General features: G+C 41.6%; 19 protein-coding genes. 17 read left to right on the forward strand and 2 right to left on the reverse strand.

What is annotated here, in order from left to right:
* The first annotated feature begins 55 nt into the window (after window positions 1-55).
* The 10 genes from tgt to H8S37_RS02090 all read left to right on the forward strand — a co-directional run bounded on the left by tgt (window position 56) and on the right by H8S37_RS02090 (window position 12,149).
* Window positions 56-1,198, forward strand: coding sequence for a tRNA guanosine(34) transglycosylase Tgt (gene tgt, locus H8S37_RS02045; RefSeq protein WP_186874388.1), 1,143 nt, complete (start codon window positions 56-58; stop codon window positions 1,196-1,198).
* Window positions 1,199-1,315: 117 nt separating this feature from the next.
* Window positions 1,316-1,591, forward strand: coding sequence for a preprotein translocase subunit YajC (gene yajC, locus H8S37_RS02050; RefSeq protein ID WP_330604805.1), 276 nt, complete (start codon window positions 1,316-1,318; stop codon window positions 1,589-1,591).
* Window positions 1,592-1,799: 208 nt separating this feature from the next.
* The gene (gene leuB, locus H8S37_RS02055) at window positions 1,800-2,885 is read left to right on the forward strand and encodes a 3-isopropylmalate dehydrogenase (RefSeq protein ID WP_186874389.1); all 1,086 of its coding nucleotides are present in this window, start codon (window positions 1,800-1,802) and stop codon (window positions 2,883-2,885) included.
* A 43-nt stretch (window positions 2,886-2,928) separates the two neighbouring features.
* On the forward strand, window positions 2,929-4,602 hold the full coding sequence (gene ilvD / locus H8S37_RS02060) for a dihydroxy-acid dehydratase (RefSeq protein WP_186874390.1): 1,674 nt from the start codon (window positions 2,929-2,931) through the stop codon (window positions 4,600-4,602).
* 12 nt (window positions 4,603-4,614) lie between these two features.
* Window positions 4,615-6,291 (forward strand): biosynthetic-type acetolactate synthase large subunit, encoded by a 1,677-nt coding sequence (gene ilvB, locus H8S37_RS02065; protein WP_186874391.1) that lies wholly within the window; start codon window positions 4,615-4,617, stop codon window positions 6,289-6,291.
* A gap of 42 nt (window positions 6,292-6,333) precedes the next feature.
* Entirely contained in the window at window positions 6,334-7,416 is a 1,083-nt protein-coding gene (serC, locus tag H8S37_RS02070; RefSeq protein WP_186874392.1) for a 3-phosphoserine/phosphohydroxythreonine transaminase, read from the forward strand.
* 1 nt (window position 7,417) lies between these two features.
* The gene (locus H8S37_RS02075; protein ID WP_186874393.1) at window positions 7,418-8,581 is read left to right on the forward strand and encodes a phosphoglycerate dehydrogenase; all 1,164 of its coding nucleotides are present in this window, start codon (window positions 7,418-7,420) and stop codon (window positions 8,579-8,581) included.
* Window positions 8,582-8,869: 288 nt separating this feature from the next.
* The gene (locus H8S37_RS02080) at window positions 8,870-10,258 is read left to right on the forward strand and encodes a 2-isopropylmalate synthase (RefSeq protein ID WP_186874394.1); all 1,389 of its coding nucleotides are present in this window, start codon (window positions 8,870-8,872) and stop codon (window positions 10,256-10,258) included.
* A 16-nt stretch (window positions 10,259-10,274) separates the two neighbouring features.
* Window positions 10,275-10,940 carry a GntR family transcriptional regulator gene (locus tag H8S37_RS02085; RefSeq protein ID WP_186874395.1) on the forward strand — a complete coding sequence of 222 codons (666 nt, stop codon included), beginning with the start codon at window positions 10,275-10,277 and terminating at the stop codon, window positions 10,938-10,940.
* A 12-nt stretch (window positions 10,941-10,952) separates the two neighbouring features.
* A complete protein-coding gene (locus H8S37_RS02090) occupies window positions 10,953-12,149 on the forward strand; it encodes an NADP-dependent isocitrate dehydrogenase (RefSeq protein WP_186874396.1) in 1,197 nt (398 codons plus the stop codon).
* 287 nt (window positions 12,150-12,436) lie between these two features.
* On the opposite strand, the gene H8S37_RS02095 is transcribed toward H8S37_RS02090, so the two are convergent.
* On the reverse strand, window positions 12,437-13,132 hold the full coding sequence (locus tag H8S37_RS02095; RefSeq protein WP_186874397.1) for a Crp/Fnr family transcriptional regulator: 696 nt from the start codon (window positions 13,130-13,132) through the stop codon (window positions 12,437-12,439).
* A 235-nt stretch (window positions 13,133-13,367) separates the two neighbouring features.
* On the opposite strand from H8S37_RS02095, the gene H8S37_RS02100 reads away from it, so the two are divergent.
* The 6 genes from H8S37_RS02100 (at window position 13,368) to H8S37_RS02125 (ending at window position 20,295) form a co-directional block, all read left to right on the forward strand.
* A complete protein-coding gene (locus tag H8S37_RS02100; RefSeq protein WP_243207040.1) occupies window positions 13,368-13,955 on the forward strand; it encodes a class II aldolase/adducin family protein in 588 nt (195 codons plus the stop codon).
* Between the two features lie 75 nt (window positions 13,956-14,030).
* Window positions 14,031-14,867 carry a purine-nucleoside phosphorylase gene (locus tag H8S37_RS02105; protein ID WP_186874399.1) on the forward strand — a complete coding sequence of 279 codons (837 nt, stop codon included), beginning with the start codon at window positions 14,031-14,033 and terminating at the stop codon, window positions 14,865-14,867.
* A 15-nt stretch (window positions 14,868-14,882) separates the two neighbouring features.
* On the forward strand, window positions 14,883-15,953 hold the full coding sequence (gene mtnA / locus H8S37_RS02110) for an S-methyl-5-thioribose-1-phosphate isomerase (protein ID WP_186874400.1): 1,071 nt from the start codon (window positions 14,883-14,885) through the stop codon (window positions 15,951-15,953).
* A gap of 35 nt (window positions 15,954-15,988) precedes the next feature.
* Entirely contained in the window at window positions 15,989-17,287 is a 1,299-nt protein-coding gene (locus H8S37_RS02115; protein WP_186874401.1) for an amidohydrolase, read from the forward strand.
* A 48-nt stretch (window positions 17,288-17,335) separates the two neighbouring features.
* Entirely contained in the window at window positions 17,336-18,691 is a 1,356-nt protein-coding gene (locus tag H8S37_RS02120; RefSeq protein WP_186874402.1) for an MFS transporter, read from the forward strand.
* A 23-nt stretch (window positions 18,692-18,714) separates the two neighbouring features.
* Window positions 18,715-20,295 carry a sulfatase family protein gene (locus H8S37_RS02125; RefSeq protein WP_186874403.1) on the forward strand — a complete coding sequence of 527 codons (1,581 nt, stop codon included), beginning with the start codon at window positions 18,715-18,717 and terminating at the stop codon, window positions 20,293-20,295.
* A 231-nt stretch (window positions 20,296-20,526) separates the two neighbouring features.
* On the opposite strand, the gene H8S37_RS02130 is transcribed toward H8S37_RS02125, so the two are convergent.
* Complete coding sequence (locus H8S37_RS02130) at window positions 20,527-21,303, reverse strand: GntR family transcriptional regulator (RefSeq protein ID WP_186874404.1); 777 nt, start codon at window positions 21,301-21,303, stop codon at window positions 20,527-20,529.
* Between the two features lie 334 nt (window positions 21,304-21,637).
* On the opposite strand from H8S37_RS02130, the gene H8S37_RS02135 reads away from it, so the two are divergent.
* On the forward strand, window positions 21,638-22,663 hold the full coding sequence (locus H8S37_RS02135; RefSeq protein WP_186874405.1) for a substrate-binding domain-containing protein: 1,026 nt from the start codon (window positions 21,638-21,640) through the stop codon (window positions 22,661-22,663).
* Window positions 22,664-22,716 lie beyond the last annotated feature (53 nt).

A 22,716-nucleotide genomic window follows, 5' to 3' on the forward strand; every position in this document is an offset into this window, starting at 1 on the left:
AGCAGCAAACAAGGATAGTTTTGGGTGTGCCGGAAAAAACAGGAGAATAAGACAGATGTATGAAATAATAAAAACAGATGGAATGGCAAAACGGGGAAGGCTTACAACTGTGCATGGCACGATAGAGACGCCGGTATTCATGAATGTAGGAACTGTTGCGGCTATTAAAGGAGCAGTATCCACAGAGGATCTGCGGACGATAGGGACACAGGTAGAGCTTTCTAATACGTATCACCTGCATGTAAGGCCGGGAGATGAAATCGTCAGGAAATTAGGCGGGCTCCATAAATTTATGAACTGGGACAGACCGATTTTGACGGACTCTGGAGGATTCCAGGTATTTTCTCTTGCAGGTTTAAGAAAAATTAAAGAGGAAGGCGTGCACTTTCATTCTCACATAGATGGGAAAAAGATTTTCATGGGGCCAGAGGAGAGTATGCAGATTCAGTCAAATCTGGCATCTACCATTGCAATGGCGTTTGACGAATGTCCTTCCAGCGTTGCAGATAAAACATATATGGAAAATTCTGTAGCGCGGACTACGAGATGGCTGAAGCGCTGCCAAACAGAAATGAAGCGGCTGAATTCTCTGCCGCACACACTGAATCCTGAGCAGTTATTATTCGGAATCAACCAGGGCGGCATCTATGAAGACATTCGAATCGCACATGCACAGCAGATAGCAGAGCTTAATCTGGACGGTTATGCGGTAGGCGGTCTTGCCGTAGGGGAAAGCCATGAGGAGATGTACAGAATTCTAGATGCAGTCGTCCCGTATCTTCCAAAGGATAAACCTACTTATCTGATGGGCGTAGGCACGCCGGCCAATATCCTGGAGGCAGTGGACAGGGGAGTAGATTTCTTTGACTGTGTGTATCCGACCAGAAATGGGCGGCATGGACATGTCTATACAAACAGAGGAAAGCTAAACCTGTTTAATGCAAAGTATGAACTGGACAGCAGACCTATCGAAGAAAACTGTCAGTGTCCTGCCTGTCAAAGCTACAGCAGAGCCTATATCCGGCATTTATTAAAGGCAAAGGAGATGCTGGGAATGAGACTTTGTGTACTGCACAATCTGTATTTCTACAATCATATGATGGAAGAAATTCGCGGGGCGATAGAGGCAGGAAATTATAAAGAATACAAGAAAGAAAAGCTTACCGGAATGATGAGGCAAAATGAAAAACAGCCGTAGAATATAAAAATTGTCTTAAAAAAGCGATAAAATAAAAAACGGTCTTGAAGATTGTCTAAAATTTGTGTATAGTTATCTTATTGGTTTGACCATAGAAGTTAGGAGGAAAGGAACAAAATGGATATGATAGGTATTATTCTTATCTATGCTGTAGTATTAGGAGGTATGTGGTTTCTTCTTATGCGTCCGCAGAAAAAGGAGCAGAAGAGGGTACAGGCAATGCTTTCTACGATGGAAGTTGGAGATACAGCATTGACGACAAGCGGATTTTATGGTGTCATCATTGATATTACGGATGACGATGTAATTGTAGAATTTGGCAATAACAAAAACTGCCGTATCCCAATGCAGAAATCTGCAATCGCGCAGATTGAAAAGCCGAGCGCAGAATAAAAGGCATAGAGTGAATATCAATAGGAAGGAAATAAAATTCCTGCCATATAGATAGAAGGAGCGCTGATTCTTTGGACAGGATCAGCGCTCCTTCTATCTATATAAAAAACGGAGAGTGCTCTGTTTTTTATGCTGAAATACTTGAAACACCTGAAGAAATGGAGTATCATTAAAATTAGTATTTTTACGTTTGGAAGGATGAAGAGATATGGAATTAAAGATCGGTGTAATCAAAGGAGATGGAATCGGACCGGAAATCGTAGAAGAGGCGATGAAGGTTCTCGACAAAACAGGAGAGCATTACGGGTTTACCTGTCAATATACACAACTTCTACTGGGCGGAGCATCTATTGACGCATATGGAGTTCCTTTGACAGAGGAGACGATTTCGGAGGCAAAAGAAAACCAGGCGGTTCTGATGGGGTCTATCGGAGGCGATGCAAAGGTTTCCCCATGGTATAAGCTAGAGCCTTCGAAACGTCCGGAAGCAGGGCTTCTGCGTATCAGAAAAGAATTGAATTTGTTTGCAAACCTGCGTCCGGCGGTTCTCTATGAGGAGTTAAAAGGTGCGTGTCCTTTAAAAGAAGAGATTGTCAAAGACGGATTCGATATGATGATTATGCGGGAGCTGACTGGAGGACTGTATTTTGGCAGGCGCAGTACAGAAGAAGAGAACGGCATACTGACGGCGCGGGACGAACTTACATATAATGAAGAAGAAATCCGCAGAATTGCAAAAAGAGGATTCGATATTGCCAGAAAGAGAAAAAAGAAAGTAACCAGCGTTGACAAGGCAAACGTGCTGGATTCTTCCAGATTATGGAGAAAAATCGTAGAAGAGACTGCGGCGGAATATCCAGATGTGACGCTGGAACATATGCTGGTAGATAATTGTGCGATGCAGCTTGTAAAAGATCCGGCACAGTTTGACGTGATCCTGACGGAGAACATGTTTGGAGATATTCTCTCTGATGAGGCAAGTATGGTAACTGGCTCTATCGGAATGCTTGCATCTGCAAGTCTGAATGAGACGAAATTTGGATTATATGAACCAAGCGGCGGTTCTGCCCCAGATATCGCAGAAAAAGGGATTGCCAATCCGATTGCGACGATCCTTTCTGCGGCAATGATGCTGCGTTTCTCCTTTGATCTGGACAAAGCGGCTGACGCGGTAGAAGCAGCGGTGGAAAAAACATTGAGGGCAGGATACCGCACAGTGGATATTATGTCAGAGGGAAAAAAACAAATCGGAACATCTGAAATGGGAGATCGAATTTGTTCCTATATTAAATAATATAGAAATCGTCAGACAGAAATAAAAAACAGGAGGAAAAAAGATGAGAAGTGATACTGTTACAAAGGGGGTGCAGCAAGCACCGCACCGTTCCCTTTTTAATGCTTTGGGAATGACGCAGGAGGAGCTGGAGCGTCCGCTTATCGGGGTGGTGAGCTCCTATAATGAAATTGTACCTGGACATATGAATCTGGATAAGATTACAGAGGCCGTAAAGATGGGAGTTGCAATGGCAGGAGGGACACCGATCATGGTTCCGGCGATTGCTGTCTGTGATGGAATTGCAATGGGGCATATTGGGATGAAGTATTCCCTTGTCACGAGGGACTTAATCGCAGATTCCACAGAAGCACTGGCAATGGCACATCAGTTTGACGGTCTGGTCATGATTCCAAACTGTGACAAAAATGTGCCGGGACTTTTGATGGCGGCGGCGCGCGTCAACATTCCGACGATTTTTGTCAGCGGCGGCCCGATGCTTGCAGGACATGTGAAAGGTTCTAAAACAAGCCTTTCCAGTATGTTCGAGGCAGTGGGAAGCTACGCGGCAGGAAAAATGACAGATGCAGATATCTGTGAGTTTGAAAACAAAGCATGTCCGACCTGCGGCTCTTGTTCTGGCATGTATACAGCAAACAGCATGAATTGTCTGACAGAGGCGCTGGGCATGGGGCTGAAAGGAAACGGAACCATTCCGGCAGTGTATTCTGCCAGACTGCAGCTTGCAAAGCACGCCGGTATGCAGGTGATGGAGTTAGTGCGCAAAAATATACGTCCCCGCGATATTATGACGCAGGAGGCTGTTTTAAACGCGCTGACAGTGGATATGGCGCTTGGATGTTCTACGAACAGTATGCTGCATATTCCGGCAATCGCCCATGAAATAGGCATGGATTTTGAGATTGATTTTGCCAACGGCATCAGTGAAAAAACGCCAAATCTCTGTCATCTGGCGCCGGCAGGGCATACATATATTGAAGACTTAAACGAGGCAGGCGGCGTTTATGCTGTAATGCATGAGCTGAACAAAAAAGGATTGCTTCATACAGACTGTATGACGGTGACAGGAAAAACAATCGGTGAAAATATAGAAGGCTGTGTCAATAAAAATCCAGAAGTGATCCGTCCTATTGAAAATCCCTACAGCAAGACAGGCGGACTTGCGGTGTTGAAAGGAAATCTTGCGCCTGACGGAAGCGTAGTAAAACGTTCTGCGGTAGTAGATGAAATGCTTGTCCATGAAGGGCCGGCGCGTATTTTTGAAAGTGATGAAGAGGCAACAGCCGCAATTAAAGGGGGAAAAATCCATCCGGGAGATGTGATAGTCATCCGTTACGAAGGGCCAAAGGGAGGGCCCGGCATGCGTGAAATGTTGAATCCTACTTCTGCGATTGCAGGCTATGGGCTTGGATCCAGTGTGGCACTGATCACAGACGGAAGATTCAGCGGCGCTTCCAGAGGCGCTTCTATCGGGCATGTTTCCCCAGAAGCAGCAGTAGGCGGCCCAATTGCACTTTTAGAAGAAGGCGACATTATTAAGATCAATATTCCAGAGTTGAAACTGGAGGTTGACATTTCAGACGAAGAGATGGCACGAAGAAAAGAGAACTGGCAGCCTAGAGAACCGAAAGTAAAAACGGGATATCTTGCGCGATATGCCTCTATGGTTACTTCCGGCAACCGGGGGGCAATTTTGGAAATACCGAAGAACAGCTAGGAGGAAAGCGCCATGTTGTTGAATGGAGCAGAAATTGTAATTGCATGTTTAAAGGAGCAGGGAGTAGATACAGTATTTGGGTATCCAGGCGGAGCGATTTTAAATGTGTATGATGCGTTATATAAACATAGAGAGGAAATCCGTCATGTGCTGACATCCCATGAACAAGGGGCGGCACATGCGGCGGATGGGTATGCACGTGCAACGGGAAAGGCAGGTGTATGTCTGGCAACGAGTGGGCCAGGGGCAACGAACCTGGTGACAGGGATTGCAACTGCTTATATGGACTCGATCCCGATTGTAGCAATTACCTGTAATGTAGGAGTTTCTCTGCTTGGAAAAGATAGCTTTCAGGAGATTGATATTGCAGGGATTACCATGCCCATTACTAAGCATAACTATATTGTAAAAGACATCACGAAGCTTGCCGATACAATCCGCAAGGCATTCCAGATTGCTAAATCTGACAGACCAGGTCCGGTACTGATTGATATTCCAAAGGATATTACTGCCAATCAGACGGAATACACTCCGGTGACTGTCAATACAGAAGGGATAAAGACAGTATCTGTCTCGGAGGAAGAAGTTGAGGCGGCTGTTCAGATGATTGAGGCAGCGAAACGCCCATATATATTCGTGGGTGGGGGTGCGGTACTCTCCGGTGCTTCTAAAGAGCTTAAGGAGTTTGTGGATAAGGTAGATGCCCCTGTTACAGATTCGCTGATGGGAAAAGGCGCATTTCCAGGTACAGATCCCAGGTATACCGGCATGCTTGGCATGCATGGAACAAAAACGTCCAATTATGGTGTCAGCGGCTGTGATCTTTTGATTGTGGCAGGAGCCAGATTTAGCGACAGAGTGACTGGCAATACAGAAAAATTTGCGAGGAAAGCAAAGATTTTGCAGTTGGATATTGATGCGGCAGAGATGAATAAAAATGTGGTTATCACGCAAGGCGTGGTCGGAGATTTAAAAGAAACCCTGAAAAGAATCAATGAAAAATTGCCGAAGCAGTCACATCCTGAATGGCTGGCAAGGATAAGGGAGTACAAGGAAAAATATCCGTTGAAGTACCATCAAGATACATTGACCGGCCCGTTTATCATAGAGGAAGTTTATCGGCAGACAAACGGGGAGGCATTGCTTGTCACAGAAGTAGGGCAGCATCAAATGTGGGCGGCGCAGTATTACAAGTATACAAAGCCAAGAACACTGTTGACTTCCGGAGGGCTTGGAACGATGGGCTATGGTCTGGGGGCGTCTCTGGGAGCAAAATGTGGCTGTCCGGATAAGACAGTGATCAATATAGCAGGGGACGGCTGTTTCCGCATGAACATGAATGAGATCGCTACGGCAGTACGGCATCATATTCCAATTGTACAGATTGTTGTAAATAATCATGTGCTCGGTATGGTGCGCCAGTGGCAGGATCTGTTTTATGATGAAAGGTATTCTGCAACTGTGCTTAGAGATGCAGTTGATTTTGTAAAGCTTGCCGAGGCAATGGGGGCAAAAGGAATCAGAGCGCAGACGCAGGAGGAATTTGCAGAAGCGCTAAAAGAAGCATTGTCCTGCGACTGTCCTGTTGTCATAGACTGTCAGATTGGTGCTGACGATAAAGTATGGCCGATGGTGGCTCCAGGGGCAGCGATCAGCGATGCGTTTGATGAAGAAGATATGGAAGAATAAATCCACTATCATAAAATTTAAGAATTGCAGGAGGAAAGAAAAATGGGTAGAGTGTATAACTTTTCAGCAGGGCCGGCAGTGCTTCCGGAAGAAGTTCTAAAGGAAGCGGCATCAGAGATGCTCGATTATAAGGGTACAGGAATGTCGGTTATGGAGATGAGCCATAGATCGAAAGCCTTTGAAGAAATTATTCAGACAGCAGAGCAGGATTTGCGCGACCTTATGGGAATACCAGACAATTATAAGGTTTTGTTTTTGCAGGGGGGAGCATCCCAGCAATTTGCAATGATTCCGATGAATCTGATGAAAAACAGGGTGGCAGATTATATTGTTACAGGACAGTGGGCAAAAAAAGCGGCAAAAGAGGCAGAGAAGTATGGAAAAGTGAATCGAATCGCTTCTTCCGAAGATAAAACCTTTTCTTACATACCGGATTGCTCCGATCTTCCGGTCTCGGAGGATGCAGATTATGTATATATCTGTGAGAACAATACAATTTATGGAACAAAGTTTAAAGAACTCCCGAATACAAAAGGCAAAACACTGGTTGCGGATGTGTCTTCTTGTTTTCTTTCCGAGCCTGTTGAGGTAGAGAAGTATGGCGTGATTTATGGCGGCGTACAGAAAAATATCGGGCCGGCAGGAGTAGTTATCGTGATCATCCGGGAAGATTTGATTACAGAGGAGGTTCTGCCGGGCACGCCGACTATGCTCACCTATAAAACACATGCAGATGCTGCATCTCTTTATAATACACCTCCGGCATATGGAATCTATATTTGCGGAAAGGTGTTTAAATGGCTGAAATCTATGGGCGGTCTGGCTGTTATGAAAGAGCGCAATGAAAAGAAGGCGAAATTGCTGTATGATTTTCTGGATCAGAGTAAGCTTTTTAAAGGAACAGTTGAAAAAAAGGATCGTTCTTTAATGAACGTGCCTTTTGTTACGGGAAATAAAGACTTAGATGCAAAGTTTGTAAAAGAGGCAAAAGCGGCTGGACTTGAGAATTTAAAGGGACATAGAACGGTAGGCGGTATGCGTGCCAGCATATATAATGCAATGCCATATGAGGGTGTAGAGGCGCTTGTGGCATTTATGAAAAATTTTGAAAAGGAGAATCTGTAAAATGTATGAGTATCATTGCCTGAATCCGATTGCCGAGATCGGACTGGAACAGTTTGGAGAGAAATATGCAGCAACAGAGAATATAGATGAGGCAGATGCAGTGCTGGTAAGAAGCGCATCCATGCATGATATGGAATTGGGGGACAGTCTGAAAGCAATTGCCCGCGCAGGAGCAGGAGTGAACAACATTCCTCTGGACAAATGTGCCGAGAAGGGGATTGTTGTGTTTAATACGCCCGGAGCAAACGCAAATGGAGTAAAAGAGCTGGTGCTTGCCGGAATGCTGCTTTCCGCAAGAGATATTATCGGCGGGATTAACTGGGTAGAGGAGCATGAGGAAGACGGAGATCTCGCTAAGATCACAGAGAAAAAGAAAAAAGCGTTTGCAGGGACAGAGCTGGAAGGAAAGAAATTAGGCGTGATCGGTTTGGGCGCTATCGGGGTGCTTGTAGCAAATACAGCAACGCATCTGGGAATGGATGTATACGGATATGATCCATATATTTCTGTAGACACTGCATGGAAATTGTCCAGAAATATCCATCATGCAAAAACAGTAGATGAACTTTACAAAGAATGTGATTATATTACGATTCATGTACCTGCGACACCGGATACGAAAGGAATGATTGACAAAGGTGCGATCAGCCTGATGAAAAAGAATGTAGTCATTTTAAATTTCGCGCGTGACGTCCTTGTAAACAGTGAAGACATGGTAGATGCTCTTGTATCCGGTTCGGTAAAATGTTATGTGACAGATTTCCCGACACCGGAAATAGCAGGCGTAAAAGGGGCGATCGTCATTCCGCATCTGGGAGCTTCCACAGAAGAATCAGAAGATAACTGCGCGCGTATGGCAGTTGCAGAGGTCATTGATTATCTGGAAAATGGAAACATTGTACACTCTGTAAATTATCCGGATTGTGACATGGGACCAAAAGGGGAAGGCACACGTATTACCGTACTCCACCATAATATTCCCAATATGCTGGGGCAGTTTACTACATTGCTGGCAGAGGAAAATTTAAACATTGCTCTGATGAGCAACAAAAGCAGAAATGAGTATGCATATACGATGATGGATGTAGACGCGAATGTGCCGGCCGATCTGATAGAGAAGTTCGGAAGCATTGAAGGAGTATTAAAAGTACGAATCATTCAGTAGAGAAAAGAAGAGACTGTACTGGCAGTTGTAAAAAATTGCCGATACAGTCTTTTTTATTGTATAGGAAACTTTGTTCCCTATACAATAAAACCCTCCGGGGGGGGATGCACACTGCGCGCAAGCGGAAAATGGCTGCTCACACAGCCGTGCTTCGGCGCGAGAATGTACTTTGCACATTCTTTTTTATTTAGCAGGAGATTTTGTAGTTGACATGTAATGTATAAATGTATACAATTATACAAAGAAAGAAAAAGAGCGGCGGTCTGCTCTGGATAATGGGAGGAAAGCATGGAAGACAGAAAAGTATTTATGAACCAACATACAAATCTTTTAGAATTAGAAGAACATATGTATCCTTTGGTAGATGTAAAGACACCCAATGTCTTTAGAAATCTATTTCGCTATGATGAAATTCCTAAAATTGCGTTTAACGATCGCATCGTACCGCATCATATGCCGGATGAAATATGGATTACGGATACGACATTCCGCGACGGACAGCAATCCCGTGCACCATATACGACAGAACAGATTGTGACAATTTTTGATTACCTGCACCGTCTTGGCGGACCGAAGGGAAAAATCCGTCAAAGTGAATTCTTTTTGTACAGTAAAAAGGATAGGGATGCCGTATACAAATGTCTGGAGAAAGGGTATGCATTTCCGGAGGTAACAAGCTGGATACGCGCCAGCAAAAAGGACTTTCAGTTAGTAAAAGATATTGGGTTGAAAGAGACGGGCGTGCTGGTTAGCTGTTCCGACTATCATATTTTTTATAAGCTGAAAAAAACACGACGCGAAGCAATGGAACATTATCTTTCCGTTATTCGGGATTGTCTGGAGATAGGTGTAAGGCCGAGATGCCATCTGGAGGATATTACCCGTTCAGATATTTACGGGTTTGTTATTCCATTTTGTGTAGAATTAATGAAACTGATGGAAGAATATAAAATACCAGTAAAAGTACGGGTCTGTGATACAATGGGATATGGCGTGAATTTTCCAGGAGCAGTAATTCCGCGTTCTATTCCAGGGATTATATATGGCTTGATGACACACGCGGGGGTTCCAAGCGAGTTGATTGAGTTTCATGGGCATAATGACTTTTATAAAGCAGTGAATAATTCAACAACTGCATGGCTGTACGGGGCATCGGGAGTGAACTGTTCTCTGTTTGGAATCGGGGAACGTACGGGAAATACTCCATTGGAAGCAATGGTATTTGAATATGCGCAGCTAAAGGGGACGCTGGATGGAATGGATACCAGAGTGATTACAGAGCTTGCAGAGTATTACGAGGAGGAAATCGGATACCATATTCCGTCTGGAACTCCGTTTGTAGGAAAGAACTTTAATGTGACAAAGGCCGGAATTCATGCGGACGGTATGCTCAAAAGTGAAGAAATATATAATATTTTTGACACAGAAAAGTTTTTAAATCGTCCGGCGCGTGTATCTGTATCCAATACATCCGGCGCTGCCGGAATTGCCTACTGGATCAATGCCTTTTATAAACTGCCAAAAGAACGCCAGGTGGACAAAAATTCTGCACTGGTCAGCCAGGTGAAGGACTGGGTGGACAAAGAATATGAAGATGGAAGAGTAACTGTCTTGACAGATGAGGAATTAGTTGAGAAAATAAGTAGTATATGTGAGCATTTACATATCACACTGTAACCAGGAGGCTTTCTACATGGAAGAATATCAGGAGTATTCTCTTGGGGGAAAGGTGTTCCAGCGAATTCGGGAAGACATTCTCAAGGGAAAATATAAGGAACACGAGGAACTAAGAGAGAATACAATCGGAAAAGAATTAGGAGTGAGCCGTACCCCGGTGCGGGAGGCGTTAAGACAACTGGAGTTAGAAGGACTTGTTTCCATTATTCCGAATAAGGGAGCATATGTAACAGGAATTTCTCCAAAGGATGTAAAAGATATCTATATGATTCGTTCCATGCTGGAAGGGCTCTGTGCCAGATGGGCAACAGAGAACATTACGGAAGAGCAAATGGAGGAGTTGGAGGAAACAATTCTTCTCTCTGAATTTCACATGAAACGAGAAGGCTCTTATAATGTAGAGCAGATTACAATGCTGGATGGAAGGTTTCACGCAATTTTATATGAAGCTTCCAACAGCAGAATTTTAAGCCATGTTCTTGCGGATTTTCATAAATATGTACAGCCGGCGAGAAAATCTTCAGTTGTATCGGAGGAGAGAGCAAGAAAGTCTATACGGGAACATAAACAGATTCTCAGAGCAATCCGAGATAAGGATCAAAATCTGGCGGAGCAGTTGGCAAATGAGCATATCCTGCATGTAATGCAGAACTTGAAAAAACAAGGATACGAAGATATTTAGGAGGAGACAAAAATGGAAAAAATCAAGATGACGACGCCGCTTGTTGAGATGGATGGAGATGAAATGACAAGAATTCTTTGGAAAATGATCAAAGAAAATCTCCTTAATCCTTATATTGACCTGAAGACAGAATATTATGACCTTGGATTGGAACACAGAAATGAGACGGACGATCAAGTGACAATCGATTCTGCAAACGCGACAAAAAAATATAAAGTCGCTGTAAAATGTGCTACGATTACGCCGAATGCCGCACGGATGGAGGAATATGATTTAAAAGAAATGTGGAAGAGTCCAAATGGAACGATTCGTGCAATTTTAGACGGGACTGTTTTTAGAGCGCCGATTGTAGTAAAAGGGATTGAGCCATGTGTAAAGAATTGGAAAAAGCCGATTACAATCGCAAGACACGCTTACGGGGATGTCTATAAAGGAACAGAGATGAAAATTCCCAAAGCAGGAAAGGTAGAGCTTGTATATACGGCGGAGGACGGAACACAGGAAAAGGAACTCGTGCATGTATTTGACAGTCCGGGCATTGTACAGGGGATGCACAATATCAGTAAGTCTATTGAGAGCTTCGCGCGAAGCTGCTTTAATTATGCACTGGATACAAAGCAAGACCTCTGGTTTGCAACGAAGGATACGATTTCTAAAAAATATGACCATACATTTAAAGATATTTTCCAGGAAATATATGACGCAGAGTATGACGAAAAATTTAAGCAGGCGGGAATCGAGTATTTTTATACTTTAATTGACGACGCTGTGGCAAGAGTAATGAAATCAGAGGGCGGGTACATATGGGCATGTAAAAATTATGACGGAGATGTTATGAGCGATATGGTATCCTCTGCGTTTGGCTCGCTTGCTATGATGACCTCAGTGCTTGTATCTCCAGAAGGATATTATGAATATGAGGCTGCACATGGAACGGTACAGCGCCACTATTATAAACACTTAAAAGGGGAAGAAACCTCTACGAACTCCGTAGCAACTATTTTTGCCTGGAGTGGTGCTTTAAGAAAACGCGGTGAACTAGATGGAAATAAAGAACTCATGGAATTTGCAGACAGGCTGGAAAAGGCAACCATCGATACAATCGAATCCGGCTCCATGACAAAAGACCTGGCACTGATCACTACAATTGAAAATCCTACTGTATTAAACAGTAAAGAATTTATAAAAGCAATTGCCAAGAGATTGTAATATAAATTTAACGAAGTAATAAGCAGTGCGAAAAGAAGCGTATGAGAAATTAAGTTAGCACTGCGGAAAATGTTAAAAGATACTATCGGGAAATAGATAGTTCTAAATGGGAGGCAGATGTAACTCATGTGAGTTACATCTGCCTCTTAGACTGTCAAAGAACCCCTGTCAAGCTATGGCGAGACAGAGGTTCTTTTTCTGTAAAGAAGCAATGCCGGAAGTTATAACTGATAGTGGCAAAATGAGGAGTTTTAACATACCATTCACACATCTCTGATACGATTATATCAAAAAAGCCAGCTGACCAGACGTAGTATTTTTTTATATTGCTTATGGCTGATATATATTTTTCCTTTTGTGACCGTAATCATATTGTCTTCTTTGAATTTTGAGATATAGCGATTGAGCGAACGAACATCAATATTAAGAAAATCGCTGATATGCTGTCTGGTTTCGAGTATTTTAACATCATCGCGATATGCTGAAGGATAGGATGTTCTGTAAACCTGATAGCGATCGAGCAAGTAGTATAAAATGTTTTCTTCGGTTGTACTGGCCTTACAGTTATTTATAAAGTTTAATGCGTTATTTAGGCGCATGTTTACATTTTTCAAAATAGATAATGCAAACTGTGGATATTTGTGATGATAAAACAGAAAATCATCTTTCGACATTTTCAGTACGACAAGTTTGGTGATGCTTACAGTGGTTGCATAGCATCTGTTCATAGGAGAGGAGATACATGCCATCCCAATAATATCTAAACTTGTCATGTAATATCCTATGATTGTGCTGCCGTTTGGAAGAGGTTTCATTACACCGCAGATTCCGTCTAATATTATGTATATATTGTCAAGGATCTGATCTTTCTCAACAACTGTAGATTTTGGCGGATATGAAATTACTTGAAAGGATTTCAGCTCTGAATCTTCAAAGCAGCTAAATAATGCCTCGATATAAGGAAAATCTTTTAAAATATCCATACAATACCCCTTGCAGATGAAAAGCCAGTTAAGCCATGTGGAAGACTGGTCATGCTTATGAATTTAATTATATAAAAATTTAAGAAGAATGTAAAACAAATAAATTTGTTTTTAGACACAATTTGGTCGAAATTAGGGTATATGTCCTATTTTTTGTCGTTAAATTATGCTATCTTTATTTTGAAAATTATAGGGTATGTTGTACAACATTAATAAAATTGGAAAGGATGAAAGGATGAAGCAGGATGTACTCAGGATTGCAAAAAAAGCATTTGATGAAAAGCTGATGGCAGGTACAAGCGGAAACATAAGCGTATTTGACAGAGATTCAGGATTGATGGCAATTACACCAAGTTCATATGATTACGGAATTATGGAAGAGAAGGATATCGTAGTAACAGACTTGGACGGAAATGTTGAAGAAGGATGGCTCAGACCGTCCTCAGAATGGAAAATGCATGCAGAAATATACCGGAATGTAGAACACGTCAATGCAGTTGTGCATACACATTCGCCTTATGCGACAAGCTTTGCTGTGCTTCAAAAAGAGATTCCTGTCATATTAATAGAAATGCTCCCTTTTTTGAATGGAAGCTTGGAGGTGAGTCCGTATGCCAGTCAGGGGAGTTCTCAAGTAGGATTAAATGCAGTGCCTATTTTAAAGAGAAAAAATGCCTGTCTTATGGCTAATCATGGAGTGGTAGCAGTCGGAAAAGATGTTGATCAGGCATATTTGTCCAGTGTATATGCAGAAGACGTGGCAAAAGTCTACCATATGGCACTGACGGTCGGGACGCCCGTCGAGATAAACGGAGAAGATTAGTTTTATTTGAATTTTTTTGTTCAGGGATTGTTATGACAATCATAAATTTTGAAAAGTGACACGGAAAGGGATTAAATGAATTCTGCTTATGAAAAATTGTTAAAATGTTATGAGGATGTCAGAAAAAAAGTTGACTTCAAACCAGAGCTGGCGCTAATCCTCGGATCGGGGCTGGGAGATTATGCAGAGAGTATTCAAGTAGAAACCATATTAAATTACAGTGATATTAAAGAATTTCCAACGTCTACAGTGGAAGGACATAAAGGAAGGTTTGTCTTCGGATATGTGGGGGAAACTCCGATTGTAATCATGCAGGGGCGAGTGCATTACTATGAGGGATACTCCATGGAGGATGTTGTTCTTCCTACAAGACTGATGAAGTTAATGGGAGCGAAGGTATTATTCCTGACGAATGCTTCCGGAAGTGTAAATCCAGAGCTTCAGCCGGGGGATTTTATGATGCTCACAGATCAGATTGCTTCCTTTATTCCTTCGCCGCTGCGAGGAGAAAACAGAGGAGAATTGGGAGTTCGCTTTCCCGATATGGCAGAAGTATACAACCGGAATTTAAGAAACATTATTAAACAAGTAGCGGAGGATTTGGATATTTCTGTTAAAGACGGGATTTATGTTCAATTGCCTGGCCCTCAGTTTGAATCTCCGGCAGAGATAAGAATGTGCAGAATGTTGGGAGCTGATGCGGTTGGAATGAGTACGGCGTGTGAAGCGTTGGCTGCAAATCATATGAATATGAAAGTTTGCGGGATTTCCTGTATAACAAATTTAGGAGCTGGGATGTCAGGGGAGCCATTGACAAGCGAAGAAGTATATGAAATTTCTAAAAGGACTGCTCCATTATTTAAAAAGTTACTTACAGAAACTATCGTTAGAATTGGGAAATATTATCAATAAGAGGAGAAGTTCATTATGGGAATTCTAAAAGAATTAGAAGACGTTGACAATATAAAACTAAGTAAAGATAAGAGAGCTGTGATTATCATTGATCAGACAAAACTGCCTGGAATAACAGAGTATTTGACACTAACCACAGTGGAAGAATTCTATGAGGCAATTTTAAAGCTTCGAGTGAGGGGTGCGCCGGCGATCGGCATCTGTGCAGCATATGGGATGTATTGTCTGGCACAGACAATTGATACGACAAAATATGAAGCATTTCATAAAAAGTTCCATGAGTACAAGGAATATTTGAATTCATCCAGGCCGACGGCAGTTAATTTAAGCTGGGCGCTGAACAGGATGGAGCAGGTCGTGTTAAATAACAAAAACAGCACAGTAAAAGAAATTATAGAGCTTCTCGAAAGCGAAGCATATAAGATACAGTGGGAAGATATCGAAATGTGCCGAAAAATATCAAAATACGGTTTGACGCTTATCAAAGAAGGAGATGGGATTTTAACTCACTGTAATACCGGACAGCTTGCAACGTCGAAATATGGTACAGCGCTAGGTCCGTTATTCCTGGGTAAAGAAAAAGGGCTGGAGTTTAAGGTGTTTGCAGATGAGACAAGACCGTTACTGCAAGGAGCGAGACTGACCTCGTATGAGCTTTGGAAGGCGGGGATAGATGTAACTCTGATCTGTGATAACATGGCTTCCGTTGTTATGAAAAATGGATGGATTCAGGCCTGTCTAGTCGGATGTGACAGAATAGCGGCAAACGGGGATGCGGCGAATAAGATCGGAACAAGCGGGGTTGCGATCCTGGCAAAGTATTATGGGATTCCGTTCTATGTTCTAGGTCCTACATCTACAATTGATGTCAACTGTAAGACAGGGGATGACATCAAGATAGAGCTTCGAAATCCGGACGAGATTAAGAAAGAATTTTATGAAAAACCAATGGCATTGGAAGAAGTGAAATGTTATAATCCTGCATTTGATGTTACCGATCATTCCCTTATTACGGCGATCGTGACGGAGAAAAGGATTTTAAGGCCGCCTTTCGACAGCAGTATCCGAAAGCTTTTTGAAGTATAGTGTCATAAAGAATTGAGTTGTTTGGAGGTATGTTTATGAAAATTGAAATACAGCATGGGGATATACTTACATTAGATGATGAAAATCGAATCATTCAGGATGGAATTGTATGTATTGACGGCACAAAAATTATTTATGCCGGAACAGAAAGACCGAAAAACTTTATTCCTGATAAAATCATTCACGCAGAGAGAAATCTGGTGATGCCCGGATTTGTCAATACCCATTGCCATTCGCCCATGACCATGTTTCGGAATTTTGCGGGCGGACTTCCACTGCAAAAGTGGATGTTTGAAAATATTCGCCCGCTTCAGCAGTATGTGACAGAAGATGAAATAAGAAGCTGTGCAAAGCTGGCCTATATAGAAATGATCAAAAGTGGAACGACAGCATTTGCAGAAATGTATGCATGGGCGGATATTCTTGGTGAAATAGCCTTAGATATAGGGCTGAAGGCACTGATTGCAGGAAGTTACGGAAAAGATCAAGGGTTAGCAGGCACCACGGAAAAAAGTGTGATCCTGGAACACAGTAAAAAAATATCGGAAAGAAGTAAGGGGCGGGTAGAAGAAGGACTTCTGCTGCATGCGCTGTATTCGGTTCCGGAAGACGTTATTCGAAATACAGTGGAGCTTGCGAAAGAATACGGCTTCCGAATACAGATTCATGTTTCAGAGACGAAAAAAGAAATAGAAGACTGTTATGAGAAATATGGAGTGTCCCCTGTAGAAAAACTGGCTGAACTGGGTGTCTTTGACGTTCCGGCAATAGCAGCGCATTGTGTATATCTTACGGATAACGATTATTCGATATTAAAAGAGCGTCACGTATGTGTCAGCCATTGCCCTGTGAGTAATTTAAAGCTTGGAAGCGGGATGGCAGATATTTCAAAGCTGGATAAAAAAGGTATCACGGTTTGTCTTGGAACAGACGGAGTTGCAAGCAACAATAATCTGAATATTTTCAAAGAAATGAATATTGCGGCACTGTTAGCAAAAGGAATCTACTGTGATCCTACAGTTATCCCGGCAGAAAAAATACTTCGCATGGCAGTAAAAAATGGTTATAAAGCACTGGGAATAGAAAACAGCGGATGTATAAAAGCGGGAATGAATGCAGATCTGATCATTGTTTCAACAAAAGAGCCGCATTTTACTCCGATTACGGATTATTATGATGCTCTGGTGTATTCGGGGCAGGCAAGCGATGTGGTATTAACGATGGTTGATGGAAATATTTTGATGGAAAACAGAGAACTTGCAAATTGCGACGAAGAAAAAATACTGGCAGAGGCAAAAATAGCGTCTCAAAGGATCTTATCATACCGATCGTAACCGGATACCGTTTTAAATTTCTTTGAGGAAGTTGAGGAGAAAAGAAAAATGAGAGAAAAAATTAATTATAAAGCTACGGCGACATATTCTTTTGGAGGACTGGGATATAGTTTGTGTAATATTCTGGTCATGAGCTATTTGTCTTTCTTTTATACGGATATTTTTGGGATCAGCCCAATGGCTGTTGCAGGACTTATGCTTGCGTCCCGCGTGGTGGATGCCGTCACAGATCCGATCATGGGATTGTTGTCGGATCATACAAGAACCAGATTCGGAAAGTACCGTCCATGGATCATTTTTGTCGCGCCCATACAGGGAATTGTATTATTCCTGCTTTTTACAGCTCCTGATTTATCGGCGACTATGAAGGTGGTTTATGCTTACATTATTTATATACTTTATTCCGTTACCCTGACAATGATCAATATTCCATACTGTGCTTTGCTGCCATCTATGTCGAAAAACTACTACCACAGGACTGTCATTATCGCATGGAAATCCGTTATGACACAGACCGGAAGATTTATAATTACCGTACTTGCATTGCCGCTGGTAGAAATTTTCGGAGGCGGGAAACAGGGATGGTCTATTTACGGAGCAATTATTGGAATTATCTTTACGATTTCGTATTGGGTTGTCGCGTGGGGAGCAAAACCATACGATACAGTAGAGACAGACCAATCGGAAACCAAACAGACAGAAAAACGAAGCATCAGAAAAGATCTTTTTACTGTGATAAAAGTGAAGCCGTTTATTATTTTGATCTGTTCTTATGGTGTGCTGGCAATTTGTAATACAATCTACAACTCGGCCAATATGTATTATTTTAAATACGTATTAGGAAGAGAGGACCTGGTTCCAACGGTTTCTGCCGCTATTATGGCTGCTGGACTGCTCTCCATTTTGGTCACTCCTTTGCTGGTTAAAAAGTTTGACAAAAAAGCGGTATATATTGGCGCGAGCGCGTTAGGCGTTATCTCTTTAGCAATTATGTGGTTTACTCCAACTCCTTCTATTGGAATGGTATTTTTGATGCTGAGTGTTTTTGGACTCTTTTACAATATTCCAGACAGTCTCGGATGGTCCATGCTGCCGGACTGCGTAGATTATGCAAAATGGAAATATGGACTGGATGGAAACGGATTAATTACTTCGATTTTTTTGTTTACGATCAAAGTTGGAATGGCGCTGGGCGGTTTTTTCCCGAGCTTCTTATTGGGTACGGTTGGTTTTGTTGCAAATCAGCAGCAGCCGGAAGCTGTGCTTAATATGATTACATTCCTTAGATTCGGGCTTCCTGCAATTACTTTGATCTTAGTTATTGTCATTACTTGTTTCTATGAAATCACAAGAAAAAGATATAAAGAAATGCAGGATAATTATGAAAAAGAAAAGGGTATGTGATTTTTGTGAAAGAGGAGGATGTTATGCAAAGATCTAATATTTTATTGATCACAACAGATCAGCAGCGCTATGATACAATCCATGCGATGGGATATGACTATATGGTCACACCTAATCTTGACAGACTGGCGGCAGAAGGGTGCTGTTATCCAAATGCATATTCAAATAATCCGGTTTGTATGGCGGCAAGACATAATATTATCACCGGGCTTCCTGCCAGATATCACGGGTTTGATGACAATTATTTTGAGGATGATCCTAAGGTGATTCCCCATGAGCTTCCAACGTTTCCACAATTGTTATCTGATTCCGGCTATGCTACTATTGCAGTTGGAAAAATGCATTTTCAGCCATGCAGGAGGCATAATGGATTTACGCATATGGAATTAATGGAGGAAATCCCACGACATTTACAGGACGATGAATATGCACAGTATCTAAAAGAGAATGGATTCGGAGATATACAAAGCATTCATGGAGTCAGACACCTTTTATATATGCTGCCACAGCAGTCTTTAGTTGACGAGGAGCATCATGGAAGCGCCTGGGTAGCGCAAAGAAGTATTCATCATATCAAAGAAAACGCCGGAAAACGTCCGTTCTTTATCTGGAGCAGTTTCATAGCACCTCATCCGCCTTTTGATGTACCGGAAGAATGGGCGGATCTCTATACAGAAAAGGCACTCCCAGAACTGAAGAAATCGAAAACACCGGTATCGGATCTTGTGAATGCTAATCGTCCGGTTGCCGATTACCCAAATGAAAAATATTTGAGAAGGGCAAGAGAAGCCTATTTCGCATCTATTTCGTTTGTGGATTACAATGTCGGTAAAATCATTGAAGAACTGAAAAAAAGTGGAGAATACGAAAACACTCTGATCATCTTTACGAGTGATCATGGAGAACTTATGGGAGACTATGAGTCATATCAGAAGTTTTTGCCGTATGACAGCTCCGCGCGGATTCCCTTCATAATGAGATATCCGAAAAAAATTAAGCCGGGCAGCATAGATGAGAGGCTGGTTTCTCTGGACGATATTCTTCCTACGGTTTTAGATGTTGCCGGAGTAACATATCCGAATCCGGAAATATTGCCGGGAGAGTCTGTTTTTGAAATAGATGGAAATACGGACAGAGGTTATCTTTATATTGAGCACGGCCATGGGAGCAAACGATGGGTATGTCTGAGAGAAAAACAGTATAAATACACATATTATTACGGTGGAGGAAAAGAAGAGCTGTTTGATATGAAAAATGATCCTGATGAAACTACGAATTTACTCTACGATAATCCAAATCAGGCGGTATTGGAAATCCGTGATAAACTGAAACAAAGACTGATCGCAGAGGAAAAGAAATATGGGTTGGATGGATATGTGAAAGACGATCAGTTTATTCAACTGGAGGAATTTCGCTGCGGATTTTACAGAGAATGTAATCCTCCGATGTTCCCGGAGAAAGAGAAGGATACGGTATTCATCGAGCTGGAGGATGAAGTGAAAAGAGCGGTAGAAAAGGAAGATATTATTGACTTACAAGAATTAGACATTGAGTATTTTGAGAAGAAAAAGGTTTTGCGCAGGGAGACTTTGCTGAATTTATGAGAAAGCAAGAGGATCATATTCTGACCGGACAGATTCTAATACATTAGTCCCAGTTTTAGAAAAGCACAAAAATGCAGCTCAGGGGTTTTGCGCCCTAAAATACATATAGAACCAGAAAGATACGAATCTCTCACAGAAGTTCAAGTATGAAAAATACTGACTTCTATGGAAGATTCGTATTTTAAGATTTAGAGTCTGAAAATCGGTATTATTAACCGACAACTTCTTCAATCAATCTGAAAATGTTGAGGGGACTTGGGATTGGAAAGTGGGAGAAGGATAATCTGTATCGCTGTCTAAACCAAAAAGCAACTCTAAACGGAAATAGTCGGCCCTTATATAACTCTCTACGAACTCAGCAGGAGTTTTATCATCCAAATATCCTAAACGCTCTGAATAGCAAATATAATCATCTTCAGGACAGTCTAATAATTTTGCCGTATGAGGAGAAATATTAACAAAACTATATCTGTCTCGAGCTTTTGTAGGTGCTTTTCCAAATTTTCGGCGAAGAGTTTCATATAAAGAGGTTTCGATTTCAGAAACCTGTAGACCTTTATATAAATGTGGGTTTAGAAAACTAATAACTAAAGCTACAGGCTTATGGTTGTCAAATATCAAACGTTTATAACGTATCACATGTTCTTCATCCTTTAGTCCAAAGAACTGCTTTGCGCGCGGAGCTGGCGCATCGTGTGTAAAACTAAGAAGCTTACTTGTAGAAACCCGTCCAGCACGTTTAATGTCATCTGTAAATGATGGAAGCTTGTCATAAATACGTGAAATTCTTTCCGAAACAAAAGTCCCTTTTCCTTGTTTACGATATAAAAGGCCTTCATATACCAGATCCATAATTGCCTGTTTCGCTGTCCCACGACTTACATTGAATTGTTTAGCAAGTTCAAGCTCGCTGGGCATTTGCGTATGCGGTTGGGCATTTACTATAAGCTGACGTAAATAATGTTTAATTTTTACATAATGTGGTAAGTGGTTGTCAAATTGTTCCATAATAGTTCCTCTAAATTATTTGTAGTTCCTAAATTTTACATATTTATCTAAATAATACCATTGGTTGATCAATTGGTCAACTAATGAGTGAGTTATTAGAATAGATAAGATATAAAATAGTGATTATGAAAACCATACCATTGACTACTTGACTAGTCAAGTAGTCAATGGTATAATGCGTTATAGATAGTAAAAATACACAAAAAAAGAAAGGAGAGAAAAAGAAAAATAGTAAAAATAACGTATGCTCTTTAAGAGCACAGAAAACTGACTTTTATAGGAAAAGCTTCCAAAGAAAACTTGGAGAAGTAAATTGAAAGGTAGGGATTGTGTTATGAAAAAAAGAATTTTTACAGCTTTATTGGCCGGTCTGATGCTATTTTCATTGGCTGGATGTTCATCAGGAGGAGAAAGTAAGGATACGAAGGAAAAAGAAAATGCGAAAATAAAAATAGGGTATGATATTTACTATTTAGGCAATTCGTGGTCGGTGCAGCAGTATCAGGAATTCAAATGGAACGTGGAAAATAATTATGCTGATAAAGTGGATGTCACTTATGTTGAATCGGACAATGATATTACAAAACAAATTTCTAATATTGAAGATTTGATTGCCCAGGACGTAGATGTAATTATCACAACCCCCTGTGATACGACAGCTTTGAATAGCACATTGCAGGAAGCTATGGACGAAGGAATTAAAGTGATTCTGCTTGCGGCTACGATTGAAGGAGATACATATGATTCTTTGATTACAGTAGATGAGAAAGAATTTGGAGCAGCGGGAGCAGAATGGTTAGCGGAACAGTTGGACGGCAAAGGGAAAATTGTTATGCTGGAAGGTATTTCAGGATACTCCACAAGCATGCTTAGACAAGAAGGTGCTCTGAGTGTATTTGAGAACTATCCAGATATTGAAATCATTGCAGATGAAGATGCCGGATGGGATTATGCAACGGCTAAAACGGTTATGGCGGATTTATTGGCAACATATCCGGATATCGATGGTATTTGGTCACAGGGGGGAGCAATGACACTTGGAGCTATTGAGGCATTCCAGGCATCTGGAAGAGAACTTGTGCCTATGACCGGAGAAGACAACAATGGCTATTTAAAGGCATGTGTAGAAAATGAGATGGAGGGTATAGCGGTTGCAAAACCTACTTGGCTGACAAGAGTGGCGCTTGATACTGCTATTTCTCTGATGAACGGAGAAGAAGTTGAGAAAGATAATATTTATCCTGTAGAAAAGTTTTCCGGACTAGAAGAAATGAAAGAATCATACTATCCAGAACTATCAGATGATGTATGGTGTGGAACAGAACTTCCAGAAGATGTTTTAAAAGAAATATTCAAATAGGAAGTAAATCAATAAAAAACAGAGCTAGATAAAAAAGAATTATTTGGCTCTGT

The organism is Mediterraneibacter hominis (assembly GCF_014287475.1).
In the GTDB taxonomy this organism is placed as follows: Bacteria; Bacillota; Clostridia; order Lachnospirales; family Lachnospiraceae; genus Mediterraneibacter; species Mediterraneibacter hominis.